Source organism: Brevundimonas sp. C43 (assembly GCF_030732185.1).
GTDB classification, from domain to species: domain Bacteria; phylum Pseudomonadota; class Alphaproteobacteria; order Caulobacterales; family Caulobacteraceae; genus Brevundimonas; species Brevundimonas diminuta_C.
Map to the genome: position 1 here is coordinate 666,966 of NZ_CP132231.1, position 17,758 is coordinate 684,723.

At 65.9% G+C, this 17,758-nt stretch carries 15 protein-coding genes; 3 read left to right on the forward strand and 12 right to left on the reverse strand.

From position 1 onward, the window contains the following. Positions 1–10 precede the first annotated feature (10 nt). Together Q9R14_RS03305 and radA are read right to left on the reverse strand one after the other, a co-directional pair. Positions 11–607, reverse strand: coding sequence for a CvpA family protein (locus tag Q9R14_RS03305; RefSeq protein ID WP_306003491.1), 597 nt, complete (start codon positions 605–607; stop codon positions 11–13). A gap of 31 nt (positions 608–638) precedes the next feature. Then, complete coding sequence (gene radA, locus Q9R14_RS03310) at positions 639–2,009, reverse strand: DNA repair protein RadA (protein WP_306003492.1); 1,371 nt, start codon at positions 2,007–2,009, stop codon at positions 639–641. Positions 2,010–2,181: 172 nt separating this feature from the next. On the opposite strand from radA, the gene Q9R14_RS03315 reads away from it, so the two are divergent. Next, complete coding sequence (locus Q9R14_RS03315) at positions 2,182–2,829, forward strand: Yip1 family protein (protein WP_017506575.1); 648 nt, start codon at positions 2,182–2,184, stop codon at positions 2,827–2,829. Here the strand turns inward: Q9R14_RS03315 and alr are convergent. The 10 genes from alr to rpsF form a co-directional block, all read right to left on the reverse strand. Beyond that, positions 2,823–3,863, reverse strand: coding sequence for an alanine racemase (alr, locus tag Q9R14_RS03320; RefSeq protein WP_306003493.1), 1,041 nt, complete (start codon positions 3,861–3,863; stop codon positions 2,823–2,825). The two genes, Q9R14_RS03315 and alr, sit on opposite strands and share 7 nt — an antisense overlap. A gap of 60 nt (positions 3,864–3,923) precedes the next feature. Continuing rightward, the gene (locus tag Q9R14_RS03325) at positions 3,924–5,081 is read right to left on the reverse strand and encodes a serine hydrolase domain-containing protein (protein ID WP_306003494.1); all 1,158 of its coding nucleotides are present in this window, start codon (positions 5,079–5,081) and stop codon (positions 3,924–3,926) included. A 481-nt stretch (positions 5,082–5,562) separates the two neighbouring features. After that, positions 5,563–7,053, reverse strand: a complete 1,491-nt coding sequence (locus Q9R14_RS03330; protein ID WP_091746147.1) for a replicative DNA helicase — start codon at positions 7,051–7,053, stop codon at positions 5,563–5,565. Positions 7,054–7,164: 111 nt separating this feature from the next. After that, the gene (locus Q9R14_RS03335) at positions 7,165–7,641 is read right to left on the reverse strand and encodes a hypothetical protein (protein WP_306003495.1); all 477 of its coding nucleotides are present in this window, start codon (positions 7,639–7,641) and stop codon (positions 7,165–7,167) included. After that, positions 7,632–7,997 (reverse strand): hypothetical protein, encoded by a 366-nt coding sequence (locus Q9R14_RS03340; RefSeq protein WP_295239354.1) that lies wholly within the window; start codon positions 7,995–7,997, stop codon positions 7,632–7,634. The genes Q9R14_RS03335 and Q9R14_RS03340 overlap by 10 nt, the downstream gene beginning before the upstream one ends. A 160-nt stretch (positions 7,998–8,157) precedes the next feature. Beyond that, positions 8,158–10,581 (reverse strand): TonB-dependent receptor, encoded by a 2,424-nt coding sequence (locus Q9R14_RS03345; RefSeq protein ID WP_306003496.1) that lies wholly within the window; start codon positions 10,579–10,581, stop codon positions 8,158–8,160. A 340-nt stretch (positions 10,582–10,921) separates the two neighbouring features. Next, positions 10,922–13,378: a TonB-dependent receptor gene (locus Q9R14_RS03350; RefSeq protein ID WP_306003497.1), complete on the reverse strand. Its 2,457-nt coding sequence runs from the start codon at positions 13,376–13,378 to the stop codon at positions 10,922–10,924. A gap of 332 nt (positions 13,379–13,710) precedes the next feature. Further along, positions 13,711–14,295: a 50S ribosomal protein L9 gene (gene rplI, locus Q9R14_RS03355; RefSeq protein WP_017506581.1), complete on the reverse strand. Its 585-nt coding sequence runs from the start codon at positions 14,293–14,295 to the stop codon at positions 13,711–13,713. Between the two features lies 1 nt (position 14,296). Next, entirely contained in the window at positions 14,297–14,575 is a 279-nt protein-coding gene (gene rpsR, locus Q9R14_RS03360; RefSeq protein WP_008259463.1) for a 30S ribosomal protein S18, read from the reverse strand. Between the two features lie 12 nt (positions 14,576–14,587). Next, complete coding sequence (gene rpsF, locus Q9R14_RS03365) at positions 14,588–14,974, reverse strand: 30S ribosomal protein S6 (protein ID WP_026108635.1); 387 nt, start codon at positions 14,972–14,974, stop codon at positions 14,588–14,590. 219 nt (positions 14,975–15,193) lie between these two features. Here rpsF and Q9R14_RS03370 point away from each other — a divergent pair, with 219 nt between their 5' ends. Continuing rightward, complete coding sequence (locus Q9R14_RS03370) at positions 15,194–16,786, forward strand: carboxyl transferase domain-containing protein (RefSeq protein WP_306003498.1); 1,593 nt, start codon at positions 15,194–15,196, stop codon at positions 16,784–16,786. A 50-nt stretch (positions 16,787–16,836) separates the two neighbouring features. Next, positions 16,837–17,736 (forward strand): enoyl-CoA hydratase-related protein, encoded by a 900-nt coding sequence (locus Q9R14_RS03375; protein WP_306003499.1) that lies wholly within the window; start codon positions 16,837–16,839, stop codon positions 17,734–17,736. Positions 17,737–17,758: the final 22 nt, after the last annotated feature.

Sequence of the window (17,758 nt, forward strand, 5' to 3'; positions counted from 1 at the left end):
CGGGGGGAACTTAACGGGCGGCTTCGCGCGGCGAGTTAGGCTGTGATTGCGTCGGGGGCAAGGCTTCGTCGTTCGAAAACCCCCGGCGTACGGACGAATCCACGACGGGCGTGATGGCGTCGGCGCCGCGTCCGATGCTGGGCAGGACGATCTGGTTCATCCGCGCGCCCATGGCGCTGACGGGATAGAGGGCTGCATTTGCGAGCCAAAGCGGCGTGCGCTCGCCCGGCAGGGCTGCGACGATGACCAGATGCACCGCGCCGATCAGGACCAGCGCGCGGACGCCGCCGATGAACAGGCCGAAGATGCGGTCGATGACGCCGAGGTGCGGATGGTCCTTGGCGCTCTTGGACATCATCGAACCGACCAGGCGCAGGCCGAAATAGACGACGAAGAAGGTCAGGACGGCGGCGAGGATCGACCCGGCCCATTCGGGATCGACGAAGGCGCGCGTGACGCCGGCGGTCCAGGGCAGGGTGATCAGGGCGACCAGCGCCGCCAGGGTCGCGCTGAGCAGGGTGATGACTTCGCGCACCCCGCCGCGCACCCAGCCGGCGGCGACGGAAAACAGGATCACCACGATGGCGAAGACGTCGTATCCGGTCACGCGTGCGGGATCCTGCGGTTGCTACCAGGGTCTAATAGCGGTTCTGCGAGATTCGTTCGACCACATCCGTCAGGCGCGTCACGGATGTCACCTTCACCCCCTTGGTCTTGGCGGTCAAAGTCGGGCCGAGCACCTGATCGAAGCCCAGTTTCTGCGCTTCGCGCAGGCGGGCCTCGGCGCGGCCGACGCTGCGGACCTCGCCCGACAGACCAATTTCGCCGAAGACGACGCAGCCTTGGGGCAGGGAGACGCCGGTCGCCGAGCTGATCAGGGCCGCCGCCGCCGCGAGGTCGGCCGCTGGTTCGTTGATGCGCAGGCCCCCGGCGACATTCAGATAGACGTCCTGATCGCCGAAGCCGAAGCCGCAGCGGGCCTCCAGCACGGCCAGCACCATGGCCAGACGCCCCGTCTCCCAGCCGATCACGGCGCGACGCGGGGTGCCATAGGCGGACTTGGACACCAGGGCCTGCATCTCGACCAGCACCGGCCGCGAGCCTTCGATCCCGGCGAAGACGGCGGCGCCGGGCGCCCGTTCCTTGCCCTCGCCCAGGAAGAGGGCGGACGGATTGGCGACCTCGCGCAGGCCGCTGTCGCCCATTTCGAACACGCCGATCTCGTCGGTGGCGCCGAAGCGATTCTTGCCGGCGCGCAGAATGCGGAACGGATAGCCGCGCTCGCCCTCGAAGGTCATGACCGCGTCGACCAGGTGTTCGACGACGCGGGGGCCGGCGACCTGGCCGTCCTTGGTGACGTGGCCGACCAGGACGATGGCGGGGCCGTCGCTCTTGGCCAGACGGACCAGTTCGCCCGCGCAAGCCCTGACTTGTGTGATCGAGCCGGGGCCGCTGTCGTGCACGTCGGACCATAGCGTCTGGACCGAGTCGATGATGACGATGTCGAACTTCTCGCGCTTCAGCGTGCCCAAGATGTCGCGCAGCGCCGTCGCGGCCGCCAGATTGACCGGCGCGTCGGCCAGGCCCATTCGTTTGGCGCGGGCGCGGATCTGCTCGACGGCTTCCTCGCCCGAGATATAGGCCACGCGCGAACCGCGCAGCGCCGCCTTGGCCGCGACCTCCAGCAACAGGGTCGACTTGCCGACGCCCGGATCGCCGCTGAGCAGGATGGTCGAGCCGGGAACGACGCCGCCGCCGCAGACCCGGTCGAACTCAGCCACGCCCGTCGTGATGCGCGGCGGCTCTGGCGTGTCGGACTGAAGCGTTTCGAATTGAATGCCGCGCGTGCGGGCTGACGCCGCCGCCGACGGCTTGATCGCGCCCGGCGGAGCCGAGCGGCTTTCCTCGCTCAAGGTGTTCCACTGGCCGCAAGAGCCGCACTGGCCCGACCACTTGCTGTGGACCGAACCGCAGGACTGACAGACATAGAGGGCGGAATCGCGAGCCATGGGCTTCCTTAGCAGATCGAACGGTCGCGCCGGACATGGGGTCGGCTCACGACAGTTTCGGTCGCAGGCGCAACCTTTGCCATATTGAGGGATTGAGAATGTGTCGCACACCCTTGCTTCTTGAAGCGACGCAACGTCAACATCCGCTCATCTTCTCTCGCCGAGGCCTGTCATGACCGATCCGACGACCCACTCCCAACCCGCTGTCGATCCGGCCCTGGTCGCACGGGTCAAGGGCATACTGCTGCAACCCAAGTCCGAATGGCTGAAGATCGACGGCGAGTTCGCCACGACCAAAAGCCTGTTCACCCGCTATGCGATGATCCTGGCGGCGATCGGCCCGGTCTGTTCGCTGCTCGGCGGTCAGTTGATGCCGATCATGGGCATGAAGCTGTCCATCGTCGGCGCAATCGTCGTGGCGCTCGTCAGCTACGGCATGTCCTTGTTGGGGGTCTTCCTGCTGGGACTGATCATCAATGCGCTGGCGCCGAACTTCGGCGGAACGGCCAACAAGGTTCAGGCCATGAAGCTGGCCGTCTATTCCTGGACCGCCGCCTGGCTGGCCGGCGTCTTCGGCCTGATCCCGATGCTGGGCATCCTGGCCATCTTGGGCCTGTACAGCTTCTATCTGCTGTTCGTCGGCCTGCCGATCCTGATGAAGGTGCCGGAGGACAAGAAGGTCGGCTATTTCATCGTGACGGTGATCGCCGGCGTCGTGATGTATTTCATCATCTCGGCGATCGTGGGAGCCATTTCGATGAGCTTCGTCGCCGCGTCGGTCGGCATGGCCGGCCTGGCGGGAATGGGCGCCGGCTACTGAGAATAGACGCGCGGCACGCGGGGGGTGATCGAGGTCAGCAACTCGTAGCTGATGGTCCCCGCCGCGGCCGCGGCGTCGTCCAACAGGCGATTCCGGCCGAACAGTTCGACCGAATCGCCGACCGCGACGTCCAGGCCGGTGATGTCTACCGCGCAGACATCCATCGAGACCCGACCCAGCAGCGGCCGGTTCTCGTTGCCGATCCAGACGGCGCCCTTGGGCGAATAGGATCGCAGCAATCCATCGGCATAGCCGGCCGACACGGTGGCGACCTTGATCGGGCGTTCGGCGATATAGCCGCGCGAATAGCCGACGCTCTCGCCTGCGGGCACGTCGCGAACCTGAAGCACCTCGGCCGTCAGGGTCGCCACGGCTGCGATGCGGGGATCGGGACGCCCCTCCGGTCCGCCGCCGTAAAGACAGATGCCCGGGCGCACGGTGTCGAAGGCGAAGCCCGGGCCCAGGAAACAGCCGCTGGAGTTGGCGAACGAGCGGATCACGCCCGGATAGCGATCCAGCACGCCCGCGAAGGCGTCACGCTGGCGCCGGTTCATCGGATTGGCCGGTTCGTCGGCGCAGGCGAGGTGGGTCAGGACCAAGGCCAGGCCGTCGAAGGCCTCGGGCGCGTCCTCGGGCCGAATACCCAACCGGTTCATGCCGGTGTCGATCTGCAGGCCGCAGGTCCCCCCGCCCGCCGCCCGCCAGGCCTGGATCTGCGCCGGATGGTTCAGCACGGGCCGCAGGTCCGACGCCTTCAGCATCGCCGCATCGTCGCCGTGACAGCCGTCGAGCACATAGATCACCGGACCGTCGGCGCTCAGGGCCGCGCGCAGTCGCACGCCCTCCGCCGCTCGCGCCACGAAGAAGGTCCGCGCCCCCTCGGCCATCAGCCGCGCCGCCACAGCCTGCGCGCCCAGTCCATAGCCGTCCGCCTTGACCACCGGATGCACCGGCTGGCCGCTGACGGCCTCCAGCGTGTGATAGTTGCGCGCCAGGGCGTTCAGATCGACGGAGAGGACGGCGGGGGCGGTCATGCCGCCCTTATGATCCAAGTTCGGCGCGATGGAAGAGGGAGCCGGGCGCAAAATGGTCGTCTATCCGTCCAGCGAGGCGTTGACGGCGGCGCGGACGGCGCGGAACGGCAGGGCAGGGCCGACGTCGCCGTTGCACAACACCGCGACCGTCACCTTTCGGTCGATCCAGGTTTCCAGAAAGGCGGAAAAGCCGTTGACGTAGCCATAGTGCAGGATCGACCGGCCCCGCGCATTGGCCGTGGGAAGCAGCAGGCCCAGTCCATATTGGACATCGCCATAGCTGGCGTCAGCGGGCGAGAACCGATTGGCGCCGCTGAGACGCCCGTCGCGCAGCCGACCGGGCTTAAGCATCTCCTCGACCCAGCGGCGCTCAAAAATCCGCCCGGACAGCAAGGCCTCGTGCCAGCGCACCAGATCCGGCGCGGTCGCCCGCATGGCGCCGGCCGCGCCGGTGTCGGAAATCTCGATGTGGGCGGCGTTGGTGAAGGCGCCCGCCGTGTCGCCCGGCGTATAGCCGTTGACCCTGCCGGGCACGACGTCGCGGTCGGCGTCCACGGCGGCGGACGTCAGGGACACCGAGTCAAGGACGAGGGTGCGCATGGCCTGGGCCAAAGGGGCGCCGACGACCTGTTCGATCACAGCCCCCAGAACGATGTAGTTGGCGTTGCTGTACAGCCAGGCCGAGCCCGGATCGAAGTCGAACAGACGCGTCTGTCTGACGATGTTTTCGGCCAAGGCGATTTGTGAGCGGGGTTCAGCGTCATCGGCGGCGCAGACCGGCTGGGCGTCGTCGCTGAGGCCGGCGGTGTGGTTCATCAACTCCCGTAGTGTAAAGCGCGGCACGGCAGCGAAGATGGGCAAATAGGCGGAGACAGGTTCGTCCAAGCCGACCCTATCCTCGGACGCCAGTTTGACGACGCAAGCGGCCGCGAACTGTTTGGTCAACGAACCGATGCGGAAGACGGAACCCGGCGTCATCACCGCGTTCAGCTCCAGATTGGCGCGGCCGTAGACCTTCACCATCGGCGGCGCGCCGTCGCGCGAGATCGCCACACAGACGCCGGGGCAGGCGCCGGCGGTCAAGGCCGCGCCGACCGCCGCATCGACAGCTGTCTGGAATGGAGGAAGGTCGGCGGCGGCGGTGGCGGGAACTGTCGCGGCGGCCGTCAGGGCGACCCCGCCGCCGAGCATCGATCGTCTGGAAACGTCTGATCGCACGCCCGCGCCCTCCCGCCTGTCGGTCCCCATCTTTAAACCCGACGAGCCGAAGCGTCGATCACCGACTCATGGCGTCAAACGCGCGCTCACGGGCGTTCAACCTCAAGGGCGCGTTAATTATCATTCAGATTGTTTCGCCGAGCGATGAGCATATCGTCGGCTGGCTCCAGCCAATCCGGTGAGGGTTTTGGAGACGAAGCCATGCGGAAGTTTTTGTCTGCGGCCGCGCGTCTTGCTGCGGGTTCGGTGATCGCCGCAGCCGCCCTGATCGGTTGATCGACTGCCGGCGCCGAGACAAGTCAGCCGACAAGCTACTATCAGACAGCTCAGCAATGCATTCGCGACGGCATCGCCTATTGCACGGCCACCTATCCGTCAGGAGCGGAACGCCAACAGTGCATCGCCGACATGCGCGCGGCCTGTAACGGTTCCTGACAAGGAAATGTCTGTCGCTCTGCATCGACGGGGCGGCGGATAGGCGCTACTCGTAGCTGACTTCCTCATAGCCGTGCGCCAGGTTGCCGAAGCGGACGGTGTCGGCGTCGAAGGCCAGTTTGACGATGCCGATGGGGCCGTGGCGCTGCTTGCCGATGACGACCTCGGCCTGGCCTTGCAGGCGGTCCATATCCTGCTGCCATTGCAGGTGTTCCTCGGTCCCCTCGCGCGGCTCGGCGCGGCCAAGGTAGTAGCTTTCGCGATAGACGAACATCACGCAGTCGGCGTCCTGCTCGATCGAGCCGGATTCCCGAAGGTCCGATAGTTGAGGGCGTTTGTCGTCGCGCTGTTCCACCTGACGCGACAGCTGCGACAGGGCGATGATCGGCACCGACAGTTCCTTGGCCAGGGCCTTCAGTCCGCCGGTGATTTCGGACACTTCCTGCACGCGGTTCTTCTGGCCGCCGCTATTGCCGGTCGTGACCAGCTGCAGATAGTCGACGATGATCAGGTCCAGCCCATGTTCCATGCGCTTCAGGCGGCGCGCGCGGGCCGCCAGCTTGGAGATGGACAGGCCGCCGGTGGCGTCGATGTAGAGGGGGCTTTCGCCGATCTCGACCGCCGCGTCGCGCAGCTTGCCGAAGTCCGTAGCGTCGATCTCGCCCTTGCGCAGCTTGTCCGACGAGACGCCAGACGCATCGGCGAGGATACGCATCGCCAGCTGTTCGGCGCTCATTTCCAGCGAATAGAAGGCGACGACGCCGCCGTTGACCGTCTTGCGGCCCTCCGGCGTCGGCTCCCACTGATAGGCGCGCGCCACGTTGAAGGCCATGTTGGTCGCCAGCGCCGTCTTGCCCATCGACGGACGACCGGCGAGGATCAGCAGGTCGGACGGGTGCAGGCCGCCCAGTTTGCGGTCCAGATCGTTAAGGCCGGTGGCGAGGCCGGCCAACTTGCCCTCGCGCTGATACGCTTCGGCCGCCATTTGAACAGCGCCGGACAAGGCGTTGGAGAAGCTGACGAAACCGGACGAAGGCTTGCCCGTCTCGGCCAGCGAATACAGGGTCTGTTCGGCCTGTTCGATCTGCTCGTCGGCGGGCGTCTCGGGATTGGGCGCCTCCTTGATCATGTCGCCGCCGATGCGGATCAGGTCGCGGCGCAGCGCCAGGTCATAGACGACGCGGGCGTAGTCTGGCGCATTGGCGGCGGGCGGCGCGCGGTCCACCAGATCGGCGAGGTAGCGCAGGCCGCCGAACTCCTGGAAAGCCGGATCCTGCTTGAACCGCTCCATCAGAATGGTGGGCTCGGCCAGCAGGCCCTGGCGGATATGGTCCTCGATCGCGTCGAACAGCCGCTGGTGGAACGGTTCGTAGAAGTGCGAGCCACGCAGCCGGTCGTTCAACCGCTCGAACACGGCGTTGTCGAACATCAGCGAGCCCAGCAGCGCCTGTTCGGCCTCCAGATTGTGCGGCATCGAAGTGAAGCCGCCGGAGTCCAGCGGAGACGATGAGAAGGGCATGGGGGCGAAGGCGTTCATCGATTAACGCTTTAGCCCTCTCACGCCCTTGCGTCAGACGCGGACGCCGCCTGGACCGTGGACAGATCGCGCCGCCTTGGGGACGAACCGGAATTCCTCAATGGGCTCGCATCAGGAGGCCGACACAAGACTGGTCAGCGCAAAGCTCCAGAAGACCCACTTCAGCCCGACGGCTTGAACGCTGGCGCGAAAAAGGGATCGCGGCCGATCCAGTAGATACGCCATCGTCACGATCATCCAGATCCAGGCGGATGTCGCCAGTCCCAGCCAGCCGTTGTCCCAATGGATGCCGACGATATAGGCGCCGCCGCCGAGCGCCAGGCCGGGCCAGACTGATTTGAAGAACCGCCTAGAAAGTTCGGCCGGAAGCAGCGTGAAGACGCCCGCCTCAACAGTCATCAGGGCTAACCCAATCGCCGCCAGGACTAGCGGGGAAAGGCGATCCAGTGCGTCAGGAACGACGCCGTCGCCCGGAGCCAATAGGCCAAGCCCGACAACCCCGCCGATCAACAGCAGGCTGCCGCCTGCGAATATCGCAAATGAGCGGCCGATGCCCGATGGGGTCAGATCATCGGCGATCAGGCGCACGGATAGTCGTGCGCCATCCATTCGCGGACGGCCTGGGTCACGCTGATGTTGCGACGGCTTTGCGGGACGGCGTTGAGATGGCCCAGGATGGCGTTGGGCGAAAAGCCGACCTTGTCCGGCATGCAGGTCGCGGGCTGACGGCCGGCCGCCTTGGCCTGGGTCTGTTCGGCGCGGACGGTGCGAACGGCGGTGCGGAACTCGGCCATCAGGCGACGGGTGTCCGAGCGCAGCAGGGCGGTGGGATTCTGAGGAATGGCGTTGGCGGTGGTCAGGAATTCCTGAACCGTCATGGCGTTGGCCGCGCCGGCGAAAAGCGTCAGCGCCAAGACGCCGGCTGCGATCGATCTGGTCTTCATCTGGTCCCCTCCAAAGCCCCCTCTGGCAGCGCGCAGGTTGAACGGCGATATGTGTCGCAACTGGGGCGAAGCCGAACGGTCAAGCTGAAGGTTTCGTAATGCGAACAAGGAAAAGGGCGCTCCGCAGAGCGCCCCTGCCTAGCCGACGATCAGCCCGACCTCACCATTTCAGGCTGAGGCGCGCATAGCCGTAGCGACCGTTGAAACCGAAGGGCGAATAGTAGGGGAAGCCCAGAACGCCGTTGGAGTTCAGCGACGCCGGCACGAAGTCCGGATATTCGTCGAACACATTATCCACGCCGATCGCCACCCCGACGCGTTCAGTGAGCTGGAACCGGCCTTCCAGATCCACGACCGTCTTGGCCCCGGTGCTGTAGTCGTTCGCCGCCGTGGATCCGGGTTGCAGCACGTCGCCATAGTAGGTGGCGCGAACCGTGGCGCCCCACTTGTCCCGGCTCCAGTCCGTCGACGCCGAGACCTTGGTGTCGGGCGTGCCGTCTTCGATGGTCAGGATGCGCTGGCGGGCGAACAGGGTCGGCACCGGATTCAGTACCGAGGAGGACGTCGGCACGCGGTTGACCGACACATCGTTGAAGTTGGCCGCGACAGTGAAGTCGAAATCGCCGAGCGTGTCGGTCGGCAGACGATAACGCCCGACGACATCCACGCCTTCGGTCGAGGTCGAGACGCCGTTCAGGAAGAAGCGCGCGGCCTGGACGCCTTGCGGATCCAGCAGGCCGGCGACCTGGCCCGAGAATGTCCGGTTGATCAGTTCGGACAGAACGATCTGATCGTCGATGTCGATCTTGTAGGCGTCGACGGTCAGGTCGAACCGTCCCAACCGCACCACGGCGCCCAGCGAATAGTTGGTCGAGGTCTCGGCCTCCAGCGGACGCGCGCCAAGGGCCGCTGCGACGGTGCTGGTGGCCGGGAAGGTGCCGGTCTCGACCACGGCGCCGTTCTGGATCACCGAGGCGGTGGAGGTGAAGAAGGACTGCTGCAAAGACGGCGCGCGGAAGGCGGTCGAGACCGAACCCCGCAGGGCGAAGCTGGGGGTGAAGTCATAGCGGGCCGACAGCTTGCCCGTCTGGGTGTCGCCGAAGTCGGAATAGTCCTCGAACCGCACGGCGCCTTCGACGCGCAGCTTGTCGGTCAGGGGAATTTCGACGTCGGCGTAGGCGGCGAAGTTGTCGCGATCGACATCCACGGCGTTCGAGGGCTGGAAGCCGACGAAGCCCTGGGCGCCGCCGGTCAGGGCCGTGTTGGCGCCCAGGGGGCCGCGGTTGTAGCTCTCGGGCTGACCGGCCTCGATCTTGTAGTTTTCCCAGCGCTGCTCCAGGCCCCAGGCGAAGTTCAGCGGGCCGCCGGACAGACCGACCTCGAACTCACGGCTGAAGTCGGCGCCCAGCACCAACTGGTCATAGATCAGGCTGCCGGAATCGAAGCTGGTCGGCGAAGTCGCGCCGTAGGTGGAGTTCAGCGAATCCTCTGTGCGGAAGTCCAGGGCGTTGCGGCCATAGGTCAGGCTGATGTCCGTATTCCAGCCCGCCAGTTCGCCGCGCAGGCCGCCGGCCAGCGAGGCGTCCTTCGAATTGATGGCGACCTTCGGCAGGAAGCCGTTCGGGTAGATGGAGGCGACATTGTTGACGTTGTCGGACAGGCGAGGGAAGGCGGCGCCTTCGCTGTCGCGGTCCTGATAACCGGCCCAGCCATAAGCCTCCCAACCATTGCCCAAACCCTTGCCGGCGTTGGCGAAAACGGTCCATTGCTCCACGTCCGGGTCGCCGAAGCGGGCGGTGATCGCGCCGTTCGCCGCCGCGCGGGGGTCATAGTCCGAACGATTGGTCGACTCGCGGTTCAGATACTCGGCCGACAGGGTCAGAAAGCCGTCGTCGCCCAGCGAGAACCCCTGCCAGGCCGAGGCCGTGACGGTGCCGCCGTCGGTCTCGTCACGTTCGCCGCGCGCGGTCTTCACCGTCGTGAAATACTGGCCGTAGGTCACGCTGGCGCCGCCGCCGCTGGAGGCCTCCTTCAGGCGCAGGTTGACCACGCCGGCGATGGCGTCGGAGCCATATTGCGCCGAGGCGCCGTCGCGCAGCACCTCAACCCGATCCAGAGCGCCGGTCGGAATGGTGTTCAGATCGACGGCGGCCGAGCCTCGCCCCACCACGCCGTTGACGTTGACCAGGGCCGAGGCGTGGCGACGCGTGCCGTTGACCAGCACCAGCGTCTGGTCCGGCGACAGGCCGCGCAGGGTGATCGGGCGGATCGAGTCCGAGCCATCGTTGGCGGACGGCCGCTGGAAGGTCAGCGAGGGCACGGCCTGGGCCAGGGCGGTGGCGAACTCGGTGGTGCCGCGCGTCTGCAACGCCTCGGACGTCACGACATCGACGGGCGCCAGGGTGTCGAGGCGCGACCGGTTCTGAACCCGCGTGCCGGTCACGACGATGTCGTCCACCTGCGCCGCCTCATCGGCGACGGGCTCGGCGTCTTGAGCAAAGGCCGGAGCGGCGCTCAGCAGGGCGAAGGTCGAGACGGTGGCGAGCAGCGCCGGTGCGGCGGCCCGGCGAGAAAGAGAGCGCATTGAGAGATTTCCTAAAGTCTGTTTTTGGCGCGAGCGCGCATCGCCGCCGCTTACCGCGACGGGCATTTTATGATCGGCTTGGGTTGGGTATGGCGTGCGTTCTTAGTCGCAACATCGCGCGATGGCGGGCGGCGTCGCCGTAGAACGGGGGGTGATCTTCATGGCCTCTCCAACCGCAAGGTCGGGGAGGTCCCGGCGGTCATGGCCATATCAGGGCGAAGGTGCGGCGGGTCAATCGACGCAGGCGACCATGTTTTGTTGCAGCAGGCAGTAGCAAATCTATCGTCACGCAAATGGGGCGCTCCGAAGAGCGCTCCATTCGGCTGTGATATTGCTTGGCTTAGAAGTTGTAGCTTAGACGGCCGTAGAAGAAGCGGCCGTTGAAGCCGTAGGGCGAGTAGCTTGGATAGCCCACCGAACCGGTCGCGCCGTTGATGTTGGTCGGCGTGGCGGTTGGATATTCGTCGGTCAGGTTGTTCACGCCGACAGCGAGCGAGACGCCGAACGGCAGGGTGTAGCGGCCCTCCAGATCCACCAGCAGCGCGTCGCCCGTTTCGTAGTCCAGGGTGGCGTTGTTGTTGGCGACCAGAACGCTGTCGTAGCTGGTGCCTTTCAAGGTCGCCCCGAAATCGCCCAGCGACCAGTCCACGCTGGCGACGATCTTCTGTTCAGGCGTGCCCTGCTCAAACGACAGTTTGGAAGAGCGGTCGAACAGGAAGGCGTCGGACGGGGCAATGGCTAGGTTGCTGGGAACGGCAGGCGTCTTGGTCACTTCGGTAGAGTTGAAGTTGCCCGCCAGTGTGAAATCGAACCGCCCGAAATCCTGTTGTGTCCGATAGCGCGCCACGACATCAACACCGCTGGTCGAGGTGTCGACACCGTTCAGGAAAAACCGCGCGCCGGTGACGCCGAACGGAGCGAGCAGCGCCTGAATGGCAGCCGTGGATTGCGCCGTCTGGCTGGGCCGCGACACGCCGAGCGTCTCGGAATAGATGATCCGGTCAGCGACATCGATGCGGTAGGTGTCCACCGTCAGTTCAAAGCCTTCATGTCGGAAGACCGCGCCGAGCGAGTAGTTGGTCGAGGTCTCGGGCTCCAGCGGCTTTGAGCCCAGGGCGATCGCGATGGGATCATCGACCCGGTACGAGCCGTTCTGCTGCAGCACCACGCCGCCCGCTGTGGCGACAAGGTTGGTGGCGATGTAGCTGAAGTACTGTTGCTGAAGGGCTGGTGATTTGAAGCCCGTCGAAATGGCGCCACGCAGGGCGAAGGCCTCGGTGAAGTCGTAGCGTCCCGAAATCTTGCCCGTGAACTGATCGCCGAAATCGGAATAGTCCTCGTAGCGCCCGGCCAGGCCGACGCTGAACTGTTCAGAGAATTTGCCCTCCAGATCGATGTAGGCGCTGATGTTGTTGCGATCGACATCGACCGCATTGGATGGCGCAAAGCCGGGGAAGCCCTGCGATCCGGCGCCGCCGGCCGTGACGGGGCCCTTATTGTAGGACGTCGGTTCGCCTGCGGTGACGTTGAAGTCCTCGCGTCGGTATTCGACGCCGATGGCGACGTTGAGCGGTTCATACAGGTTCGCTTCGATCTGTTTGACCGCATCCACGCCGATGGTCAGTTGACCGTAGCTGAGGCCGCCGGCGTCGAACTGGGTCTGAGACGCGGCGCCGTAGGAGGCGTTCAGGGAGTTCAGGACGCGATAATCCAGCTCATTACGCCCATAGCCGACCGAGATGTCCCAGTCGAAGCCGGCTGCGGGGCCTTTCAGGCCGCCGTATATATTATAGTCGTCGATGTCGGCGGCAATGATCGGCAGGAAGCCATTGGGATAGATGGCGGTGACGTTGTTGGAGTTGTTGAAGGCGCGGGCGGTCGCCGCAGCCTCGGACTTGCGCTTCTGATAGCCGCCGAAGGCGTAGGCTTCCCATTCGCCGCCGAGCGGTTTGCCGGCGTTGAAATAGCCGGTGTAGGCTTCGGTATAGGGGTCGCCGAAGCGACCGATGACGGTGGTTGCACTGCCTCCGTTGACGGCGGTGGTCGCGGCGTAGTCGGAGCGATTGGTGGGCTGGCGTTTCTGGACTTCGCCCGAAAGGGTCAGGAAGCCGTCGCCGAACAGGGGCAGGCCCACCCAGCCGGCAAGCGAGGTCTGTTCGCCGTCGCGGCGGCTGTGCTCGCCGCGGGCGGTCGTGAAGTCGGTGTCGTAGATGCCGTAGTTGGCGGTGATGCCGCCGCCGCTCGACGCCTGGCGCAGACGCAGATTGATGACGCCGGCGATGGCGTCGGCGCCGTACTGCGCCGAAGCGCCGTCACGCAGGACTTCGACCGAGCCGAGGCTGATCGATGGAATCGTATTCAGGTCGAAGGCGGTGGAGCCACGGCCAAGCGCGCCGTTGACATTGACCAGGGCGCCGACATGGCCGCGCTGACCGTTGATCAGGACCAGGGTCTGGTCAGGAGCCAGACCGCGCAGGGTTGCTGGACGGACGTGATCCGAGCCGTCGGAAATGGCGGGACGAGGGAAGTTGATGGACGGGGCGGTGGCGGCGAGGGCGGCGGCCAGCTCTGTGCCAGTACCCTGTTTCGCCAGAGTTTCGCCGGTGATGACATCGACGGGCGCGACGCTGTCGAGCCGGCTGCGCCCAACGGTGCGCGTGCCGGTGACGACGATCTCATCGACATCGGTGGCTTCGCTTGGCGGAGGGGTGGTCTGGGCGAACGCCGATGAGGCGATGAAGAGCGCGCTGGTGGAGGCGAAGGCCAACAGGGCCTGACGACCGTATCCGAGTTTCATTGATAGTCCCCGACGATGCACGACAGCCCTCTATGTCGGCGCTCGGCAGGCCGCCATGCCGTCGCCCGCGGCTGGCGTCTCGAAAGGCGCAATAATCTTGCGCATATATTCGAAACGCGAGCTGCAGTTGCAGGCTGTGACCGCAATGTGACGGCGTCAAGCAAGCTTAATGTCTAGATGCCCGTTTCGAAGATCAATGATCTGGCTTTGTTGTAATCTTGTCATAGGTCAAGGTGACGATCGGCCGTGCGGTTGGCGATCGCCTCCCGCGCAGCAAAAAGGGCGCGTCTCTTGCGAGACGCGCCCTTGATGTCTTTCAGGATCCGGTCGGATCAGGCTTCGTCGCCGAAGCCTTCTTGTTGACCGGCGCCGCCTTCGATCAGTTCCTGGGCCGATTGCTCGGCGGCCTGGCGCTCATCGTCGAACTGGCTGCGGATCACGTCCTCGCCCTTGGCTTGGCGCTCGGCCTCGTCCATCGAGCGGGCGATGTTGATCTTGACCGTGGCGCGGACCTCGGCGTGCAGGCGAACCGGCACTTCGTGGACGCCCAGGCTCTTGATCGCCGTGTTCAGGACGACCTGCGAGCGCTCGACCTTGCCGCCTTCGGCCTGGATGGCCTCGGCGACGTCGCGACCGGCGACCGAACCGTACAGGTGACCGGTTTCACCGGCCTGACGGATCATGACGTAGGTCTGGCCGTCGATCTTGTCGGCGACCTTCTGAGCGTCGGCCTTGTTCTTCTCGTTGCGCTGCTCGATGGCGGCGCGGTCGAGTTCGAACGCCTTCAGGTTGGCGGCGGTGGCCCGGCGGGCCTTGTCGCGCGGCAGAAGGAAGTTGCGAGCGAAGCCGTCCTTGACAGTGACGACGTCGCCGATGGCGCCGAGGTTATCGACGCGTTCCAGCAGAACGACCTTCATCTCACTTCACCACGTAAGGCAGGAGGGCCAGATAGCGAGCGCGCTTGATGGCCTTGGCCAGTTCACGCTGCTTCTTCTGGGAGACGGCGGTGATGCGCGAAGGCACGATCTTGCCGCGTTCGGAGACGTAACGCTGCAGCAGCTTGACGTCCTTGTAGTCGATCTTCGGCGCATTGGCGCCCGAGAACGGGCAGACCTTGCGGCGACGATAGAAGGGGCGGCGGCCGGCGGCGCCGGAGCCCGCCGGTGCGCCCGGGGTCGGGGCGGTGGTATCGGTCATGTTCCGGGTTCCTTATTCGGCGTCGGCGGCGGCGTCGTCGCGCGGGGTGCGCTCGCGCTCACGCTCGCGTTCACGCTCGCGGCGGGCCAGCAGCGGCGACAGTTCCAGGTCGAGTTCCTCGACGCGGACGGTCAGCCAGCGCAGCACGTCTTCGTTGATCGACAGCTGACGCTCGACTTCGGCCATGGCGGCCGGAGGGGCGTCGACGGCCAGCAGCGAATAGTGAGCCTTGCGGTTCTTCTTCACGCGGTACGTCAGGTTGCGCAGACCCCAGTATTCGATCTTGGCGACCGAGCCGCCACCGGCGACGATCAGATCCTTGATGGTGTCATTCAGCGCTTCGGCCTGTTGCGCCGAGATATCCTGGCGCGTCATGACCGTGTGCTCGTAAAGAGCCATGCGGTAGTCTCCCTTGTGGGCGTCGGCGCGGAAACGACCGGGTAAGTCGGTCTCCACGATGGCTCCTGGCGCGGCGGCCGGACCGAACGTCCAACCCTTTGGTGCTCCGCGACAGGACCGAAGCCCTGGAAAGGCGGGGCCTATAGGCGAAAAGGGGCGAGGAAGCAAGGATGGCGGCAGACGCTTGTGGCGCCCCTCGACCCCGCCTAAACCAACCCCATGCCGAAGCTGACGTCCGCGGTCGATCCGCAAAGCCAAAAATACAAGTCCCTGCACGCGCACAACAGCGCCCTGGTCGCCGAGTTGCGCAACCATGTGGCCAAGGCCGCGCGCGGCGGGTCTGACAAGTCCCGCGACCGTCACGTCGCTCGCGGCAAGCTGTTGCCGCGCGACCGCGTCGAGCGCCTGCTGGACCCCGGCTCGCCCTTCTTGGAGATCGGGCAACTGGCTGCGCACGACATGTATGACGGCGAGGCCCCGGCGGCGGGCGTCATCGCCGGCATCGGCCGGGTTTCGGGCCGCGAGGTCATGATCGTCTGCAACGACCCGACGGTTAAGGGCGGCGCCTACTTCCCCATGACGGTGAAGAAGCACCTGCGCGCCCAGGAGATCGCCGAGCAGAACCGCCTGCCGTGCGTCTATCTGGTCGATAGCGGCGGGGCCAACCTGCCGCACCAGGCCGAGGTGTTTCCCGACCGCGATCATTTCGGCCGCATCTTCTTCAATCAGGCCCGGATGAGCGCCAAGGGCATCGCCCAGATCGCCTGCGTCATGGGCCTGTCCACCGCCGGCGGGGCCTATGTGCCGGCCATGTCGGACGAGACGATCATCGTCAGGAACCAGGGGGCAATCTTCCTGGCCGGCCCGCCGCTGGTGAAGGCGGCGACGGGCGAGGTCATCTCGGCGGAGGAGCTGGGCGGGGCCGAGACCCACGGCCGTCGCTCCGGCGTGGTCGACCATGTCGCCGAGAATGATGAGCATGCGCTGGAGATCGTGCGCTCCATCGTCGCCAATCTGAACACGACCAAGGCCGTCGAGATGGATGTGCGCGAACCGCGCGCCCCCGCCTTCGACGCGGAGGAGCTGTACGGCCTGATCCCAGACGACGTGCGCGCCCCCTATGATGTGCGCGAGGTCATCTCTCGGCTGGTGGACGGGTCGGAGTTCGACGAGTTCAAGAGCCTGTACGGCTCGACCCTGGTGTGCGGGTTCGCGCGCATCTGGGGCTATCCGGTCGCCATCCTGGCCAACAACGGCGTCATCTTTTCCGAAAGCGCCCAGAAGGGCGCGCACTTCATCGAACTGGCCTGCAAGCGCAAGATTCCGCTGCTGTTCCTGCAAAACATCAGTGGCTTCATGGTCGGCGGGAAATATGAGGCGGGCGGCATCGCCAAGGACGGCGCCAAACTGGTGACGGCCGTGGCCTCGGCCGAAGTGCCCAAGTTCACCGTCCTGATCGGCGGGAGCTTCGGAGCCGGAAACTACGGCATGTGCGGCCGGGCCTATTCGCCGCGCTTCCTGTTCACCTGGCCCAACAGCCGGATCGGGGTCATGGGCGGCGAGCAGGCCGCCAGTGTGCTGGCCACCGTGCACCGCGACGCCGAGACTTGGTCCCCTGACGACGCCGAGGCCTTCAAGGCGCCGATCCGCCAGAAGTATGAGGACGAGGGCAATCCCTATTACGCCACCGCCCGCCTGTGGGACGACGGCGTCATCGATCCGGCCCAGACCCGTGATGTGCTGGGCCTGGCCATCAGCGCCAGCCTGAACGCCCCCATCCCGGAGACGACGTTCGGCCTGTTCCGGATGTAACCTATTGGTCCGCGCCTCGTTGTGAGCGGACACGCAGTTTGGAGACCCCCATGGCCGATCAACCGACCGAAGCCGACCTCAACGCCCTGGACGTCACCGACGCCGAGGCGGCCGAGATCAACAGCATCGCCCAGCCGCTGGTGCCCGATGCGGCGCCGGACGCCGACGATGATCTGGTGCAGATCGATTCGACCACCGACGGCGTCGTCTTCGTCACCATCAACCGTCCGCAGAAGAAGAACGCCTTCGACGCGGCGACCATCTCGGCCCTGCACGAGGCGTTCGAAACGCTGCACGGCGCGGACCGGGTGCGGGCCGTCCTCATTCGGGGGGCGGGCGGCACCTTCAGCGCCGGGGCCGATCTGAACTGGATGCGCGACGCCGCCGGCTGGTCCGAGAGCGACAACCGCGACGACGCCATGGGCCTGGCGAAAATGCTGAAGGCCCTGCACGACATTCCCGCCCTGACGGTGGCGGTGGTCGAAGGCAACGCCATGGGCGGCGGAGCGGGCATCGTCGCCGCCTGCGACATGGCGGTGGCGGTCGAGGGGGCACGCTTTGCCTTCTCCGAGGTCAAGCTGGGTCTGATCCCGGCGACCATCGCTCCCTATGTGATCGAGGCTGTCGGCGCGCGCCGCGCCCGCCAGTTGTTCCTGACCGCCAACGCCTTCGACGCCGACTACGCCGCCCATGCCGGCCTGATCGACCTCGTGCTGCCCGAAGGATCGGTGGACGAGTTCATCTCGATGCTGAGCGACAGCCTGACCAACAATGCGCCGGGCGCGATGGGCGAGGCCAAGCGACTGGTCAACGACATCGCGCACCACAAGATCGATAACGGTCTGATGGATGAAACCGCCAAACGCATCGCCCGCGCCCGCGTATCGGACGAAGGCCGCGAGGGCGTCGCCGCCTTCTTGGAAAAGCGCAAGGCCAGCTGGACGGTCTGATTGCACTGATCGGCCGCCGGAA

What these genes read in the sequence shown, in the direction of transcription:
- rpsR (WP_008259463.1), bottom strand. Translation starts at nt 14,575, where the DNA reads ATGACCGATACCACCGCCCCGACCCCGGGCGCACCGGCGGGCTCCGGC.
- Q9R14_RS03315 (WP_017506575.1), top strand. Translation starts at nt 2,182, where the DNA reads ATGACCGATCCGACGACCCACTCCCAACCCGCTGTCGATCCGGCCCTG.
- radA (WP_306003492.1), bottom strand. Translation starts at nt 2,009, where the DNA reads ATGGCTCGCGATTCCGCCCTCTATGTCTGTCAGTCCTGCGGTTCGGTC.
- Q9R14_RS03375 (WP_306003499.1), top strand. Translation starts at nt 16,837, where the DNA reads ATGGCCGATCAACCGACCGAAGCCGACCTCAACGCCCTGGACGTCACC.
- alr (WP_306003493.1), bottom strand. Translation starts at nt 3,863, where the DNA reads ATGACCGCCCCCGCCGTCCTCTCCGTCGATCTGAACGCCCTGGCGCGC.
- Q9R14_RS03330 (WP_091746147.1), bottom strand. Translation starts at nt 7,053, where the DNA reads ATGAACGCCTTCGCCCCCATGCCCTTCTCATCGTCTCCGCTGGACTCC.
- Q9R14_RS03350 (WP_306003497.1), bottom strand. Translation starts at nt 13,378, where the DNA reads ATGAAACTCGGATACGGTCGTCAGGCCCTGTTGGCCTTCGCCTCCACC.
- Q9R14_RS03340 (WP_295239354.1), bottom strand. Translation starts at nt 7,997, where the DNA reads ATGAAGACCAGATCGATCGCAGCCGGCGTCTTGGCGCTGACGCTTTTC.
- Q9R14_RS03345 (WP_306003496.1), bottom strand. Translation starts at nt 10,581, where the DNA reads ATGCGCTCTCTTTCTCGCCGGGCCGCCGCACCGGCGCTGCTCGCCACC.
- Q9R14_RS03370 (WP_306003498.1), top strand. Translation starts at nt 15,194, where the DNA reads ATGCCGAAGCTGACGTCCGCGGTCGATCCGCAAAGCCAAAAATACAAG.
- rplI (WP_017506581.1), bottom strand. Translation starts at nt 14,295, where the DNA reads ATGAAGGTCGTTCTGCTGGAACGCGTCGATAACCTCGGCGCCATCGGC.
- rpsF (WP_026108635.1), bottom strand. Translation starts at nt 14,974, where the DNA reads ATGGCTCTTTACGAGCACACGGTCATGACGCGCCAGGATATCTCGGCG.